Raw genomic sequence first — 4,752 nt, forward strand, 5'->3', positions numbered from 1 at the left:
CCTGCCATCCGGCGCGGGCGCAGGCGGCGCGCATGTCTGCGGGCAGGTCATCAAGGGTCACTCTGGGCAGGGCATCTTCCGGTTCGCTGACGGAAAGCCCTTCAAGCGGAGCTTCCGAGCTGTGTGCCAACGTGTCTTCCGCCGCTGCGGAAGCACTGTCGGGTGCGGTGTTTGATTGGTGTTCTGGCATATATTTTCCCGGCGGGACGCCGTTTTTAGATATGAAACTACTAACGGGGCAGCATGCCACAGCGCGCCGGATTGCGCAAGTTCACCCGTTCCCGGGCAGCGGCGCGGATTGCATGAACGGCCAGCGGATGCAGGCGGATGCGAGACACGGAAGGCAGTATTCCTGTTGCGCGGCGTGTACTCTTTGACTCTTTGCCCGCCATAAAATCGAAGTCTGCCCCTGCATCGCGTCAAGCAGGGCCGCGCCAGCGGCTTCCGTCAAACAGCCACCACTGGCTGCCGGCGTAACGCGCGAAGATACCGCCCGTACCGGCAAGAAATAACGCAGCGCCCATGCGGCGCAGACAAAACAACAGTGCCGCACGGCTCCTTATGCAGACAAGTGGCCCTGGAACATTTTAATTTTGAAAAAGTATAAATGCTCCAGACAGTGTCGTCACAAGATGAATTTCTTTGGTGTATCAAGGAGAACGAGCCTTTTATGCAGGGAGTGTGCTCTTATGGTGCTCGACCGAAATAAAAGGCGAAGTTCGATGCAGAGATACCGAGAAAGGCGCTCGTGACGACACTGTCTAACGCTGCACTCTCGCGCAGCGCACCACAACGTGGCGTGGATTCTGCCAAAAATCATACTTTTCGGCAGAATGACAACTTTGAAATGTGAAGCATTTCAAAGTTAACCTGCTCTAAGAACGGCCCGGCAGGCATGTGGCGCTTGCGTCCCATGCCTCTTACGAGTACGTTTATTCCCTTTGCCGCCCGCAACCCCGCACAGGGGACACACAGGGCGCAGCCTTTTCAAGGAGTGACCATGACAGCCCCCGAACCGCAGTCTTCCGCCGCCCCCGGCGAGGCTTTTTCCCCCGATTTCAGCAAGGGCCTTCTGCCCGCCGTCGCACAGGACCACGCCAGCGGCGAGGTGCTCATGCTGGCCTACATGAATGAAGAAGCCTGGCACAAAACCCTTGCAAGCGGTGAGGCCCACTATTGGAGCCGCAGCCGCGAAAAAATCTGGCATAAGGGCGGCACTTCGGGACATATACAAAAAGTGCGCGCTGTGCGGCTGGACTGCGACAGCGACGCCATACTGCTGTTTGTGGAGCAGGTGGGCGGCGCGGCCTGTCATACGGGACGCCGCACCTGTTTTTACCGGGAATGGAAGGACGGCGCGGTCAACGAATGCGCCCCCCTGGTCTTTGATCCCCAAAAAGTTTACGGCGTATAAAGGAAAGAATCATGAGCGCGGACATAAAACCCATCATCAAGCTTGGCGTACCCAAAGGCTCGCTGGAAGAAGCCACCATCAATCTTTTCGAGCGTGCGGGCTGGAAAATCCGCAAGCACACGCGCAACTACTTTCCCGATATCAATGACCCTGAAATCACGGCCTCGCTGTGCCGCGTACAGGAAATCGGCGGCTATATCGAAGCCGGAGTGCTGGATGTGGGCATCACCGGCCTTGACTGGCTCACCGAGCGCAATCACGAAGACAAGGTGGTGCGCGTTTCTGACCTGGTCTACTCCAAGACATCCAACCGGCCCTGCCGCTGGGTGCTGGCCGTGGCGGGCGACGCCCCCTACCGCTGCGCCGCCGATCTGGCGGGAAAACGCATCGCCACCGAACTGGAAGGGCTTACCCGCCGCTACTTTGAAAAAGCCGGTGTACCCGTAAATGTCTTTTACTCCTGGGGGGCCACAGAGGCCAAAGTAGTGGAGGGCCTTGCCGACGGCATCGTGGAGGTGACAGAAACAGGCACCACCATCCGCGCCCACGGCCTGCGCATCATTGACGATGTGATGCTGTCCTACCCCGTGCTCATCGCCAACAAGGACGCCTGGGCCGACCCGGCCAAACGCGCCAAGATCGAGCAGCTCGACCTGCTGCTCCAGGGAGCCTTGCGGGCGGAAAATCTGGTGGCCCTCAAAATGAACGCCCCGGCCGACAATCTGGCGTTCATCCTTGAAATGCTGCCCTCGCTCAATTCGCCCACCGTTTCTCCCTTGCGGGATGAAAAATGGCTTTCCGTGGAATCCGTGGTGCAGGTTGACGTGGTGCGCGACCTTATACCGCGCCTGCGCGAAGCCGGGGCCGAAGGCATCATTGAATACGCCCTGAACAAGGTCATCTAGAACAGATTAGCTTTGAGAGTGTACATTCTCAAGGTGTAAGCCACGCGCGCTTCGATGCTTAACCGCGCAAGCAAATAGCTCTGCTGTCTTCGCGGCAGTCGTTGGCGAGTCTGCGAGTCTTACGAATGGCGACAGTGGTTGTGTGGAAACAAACCGCTCGTTACACATGGTGTCTGCAAGCGTAATTTCCCGCGTTACAACTCCTGAAGCATCCGTAACTTCCTTTGTCGTAACGGCTGAAGCTGCGCTTGCATCTTTGCGGCGGGCGGCGGGCGACTGCTCCCGCCGCAACGCTGCGCATACAAGACGCAATGTATCCACGCAGGCCAAGGCTGGAAAAAATGCGTCACAACTTTTGCTGCCACAAGGCATGCGGCCCAAAGGCGCTTTTCGCGCACCACGCGGCACGCCATTGGCAGCGCAATCGTAAAAGCAGAACCACGCTGGTTTTGCAACAGCTTCAAGCCACTGGCGGCAACACGCGCCGCCCTTCTCACGCGCCTCCCCACAGCAAGCCGCCGGGCCGCAATATGCCCGCAACTCATAAGGAGCCTTCATGAGCAATGACGCCAGCCGCGAATTTCTCGAAACCCTGCCGGAACTGGGAACAGACGAAACCTTCCGCTTTGACTGTCATCCCGGTGTTCCCTGCTTCAACCGCTGCTGTGCGGAACTGACCCTGCCCCTTACGCCGTACGACATTTTGCGACTGCGCCGCCACATGGGCATGACCAGCGAAGACTTCCTTAATACGTTCACCACCATGCGCAGCTTTCCCGACACGGGCTTTCCCCTGCCCATGCTGCGCATGCTGGACGGTCCCGACGAACCCTGCCCCTTTGTGAGCCCTGCGGGCTGTGCGGTATATGAGGACAGGCCCGGCGCCTGCCGCTATTACCCCATCGGGCGCGGCACAAAAATGGCCGCCGACGGCGTTGCCGAACGTTTTTTCGTTGTGCGCGAATCCCATTGCCGCGGCTTTGACCAGGGCGCCGACCGCACGCCCCGCCAATGGATGGAACACGAAGGCTTGCAGCCTTTCAACAGGGCCAACGACCGCTATATGCGCCTTATGGCCCTGGTACGCGGTACGGGCAAGCCGCTGGAACCGCGCATGGTCACCATGACCGTGCTCTGCCTTTTCCAGCTCGACCGTTTTCGCGAGCTTGTAACGGCCATGAAAATATTCAGCCATGTGGACATAGGCGAAGAACGCAAGGCCGCCGTCATGCAGGACAGCCCCGAAGGCGACGAGGCGGCCCTGGACTTTGCCCTGGACTGGCTGGAGCTTGTCATTTTTGGGCAAAGCGAGGGGCTTGCCAAAAGGCAATAGTGTGTTTTTTCACAATAACACGACAAAACCCCGTAAATCACACGAAACCAAGCAGAACGCTGCGTATTTTTGTTCTTTTGTGACAATGGGTTGGATATAAGCTCTTAAAAGCACCACCGTAAGGGCATTTTATTCCCCGCAAACCACAAAAAACCGCCGCTCGTGATAAATTTCTTTTACAAAAACGAAAGAATATGTCAGGGTGGTTTTGTGCGCGGGAAAGTTTCCGACAGCTTTTCTTTTTATACAAGAAAAGCTGTCGGTTATAGGCACAAGGCTGCACCGGGGCGCGCCGCGCAGCCAAATTGTGACCGCGCGTTTTATTGTTGGGGCCATGATTACGGCCGTTGGCCGGCCACAATCGTATTGGAGGAGAGTATGAGTTTTGGCAGACAAGTTTATGAGTTTCTGCTGAGCGGCTCAAGGGCGTACGCCAAATGGGACCTGGAAGTATCCACTTCCATCCTCAAAAACCGCAAAAAACTGCTTCTCTTGCTGGCGCTGGCAGTTCCCATCCTTGCGGGTTGCCTGGCGGAAGCCTATGAGTACCACGAGATGCTGGGCGGCAAATCCGCCTATGCGCCAGCCTTTTACACCACAAACATCTTTCTGGCATCCATAGCCGTGGGCCTGGCCGCCGGGCTCATCACCGGGTGTATCGGTGCCGGCGGCGGTTTCATCATCACCCCGGCGCTCATGGCCGTGGGCGTCAAGGGCATTCTGGCGGTGGGTACAGACCTGTTCCACATTTTCGCCAAAGCCATCATGGGTACAACCGTCCACAAAAAACTTGGCAACGTGTCGGGCAAGCTGGCAGTTGCATTTTTGTGCGGATCGGTTGTGGGAACCTTCATCGGCGGGGCCATCAACAAGGGCCTGTACAACGCCGACCCCCTGCTTTCCGAACTGTTTATCAGCAGCATCTATGCGGTTCTGCTGGGCTTTCTCGGTTTTTATGCCCTGTTTGATTTTCTGAAAAGTTCGCGCGGCGGCTCGGCGGCCAGCCAGGACGCCCACGGCGGCAGCTCCGGCATGACCGGCATTTCCGTCAAGCTTCAGGGCCTGCGCGTTCCCCCCATGATTTCCTTTGACGAAGACCT

4 protein-coding genes and 1 pseudogene are annotated in these 4,752 nt (G+C 57.6%); 4 read left to right on the forward strand and 1 reads right to left on the reverse strand.

Annotation, left to right across the window (positions count from 1 at the left end):
- Positions 1 to 190 (reverse strand): annotated as a pseudogene (locus V6C07_RS12400) (DEAD/DEAH box helicase); the annotation flags it as partial.
- Positions 191 to 1,000: 810 nt separating this feature from the next.
- Between V6C07_RS12400 and hisI the strand changes: the two are divergent.
- From hisI to V6C07_RS12420, 4 genes are all read left to right on the forward strand, one after another.
- Positions 1,001 to 1,414, forward strand: coding sequence for a phosphoribosyl-AMP cyclohydrolase (hisI, locus tag V6C07_RS12405; RefSeq protein WP_333536786.1), 414 nt, complete (start codon positions 1,001 to 1,003; stop codon positions 1,412 to 1,414).
- A gap of 11 nt (positions 1,415 to 1,425) precedes the next feature.
- Positions 1,426 to 2,319 carry an ATP phosphoribosyltransferase gene (gene hisG, locus V6C07_RS12410; protein ID WP_333536787.1) on the forward strand — a complete coding sequence of 298 codons (894 nt, stop codon included), beginning with the start codon at positions 1,426 to 1,428 and terminating at the stop codon, positions 2,317 to 2,319.
- Between the two features lie 556 nt (positions 2,320 to 2,875).
- On the forward strand, positions 2,876 to 3,652 hold the full coding sequence (locus V6C07_RS12415; RefSeq protein WP_333536788.1) for a YkgJ family cysteine cluster protein: 777 nt from the start codon (positions 2,876 to 2,878) through the stop codon (positions 3,650 to 3,652).
- A gap of 378 nt (positions 3,653 to 4,030) precedes the next feature.
- Positions 4,031 to 4,752: sulfite exporter TauE/SafE family protein (locus V6C07_RS12420; protein ID WP_333536789.1), on the forward strand; the 722-nt coding region annotated here is incomplete at its 3' end.

Origin of the sequence: Desulfovibrio sp. 1214_IL3152 (assembly GCF_036763055.1) — a bacterium.
Taxonomy (GTDB): Bacteria; Desulfobacterota; Desulfovibrionia; order Desulfovibrionales; family Desulfovibrionaceae; genus Desulfovibrio.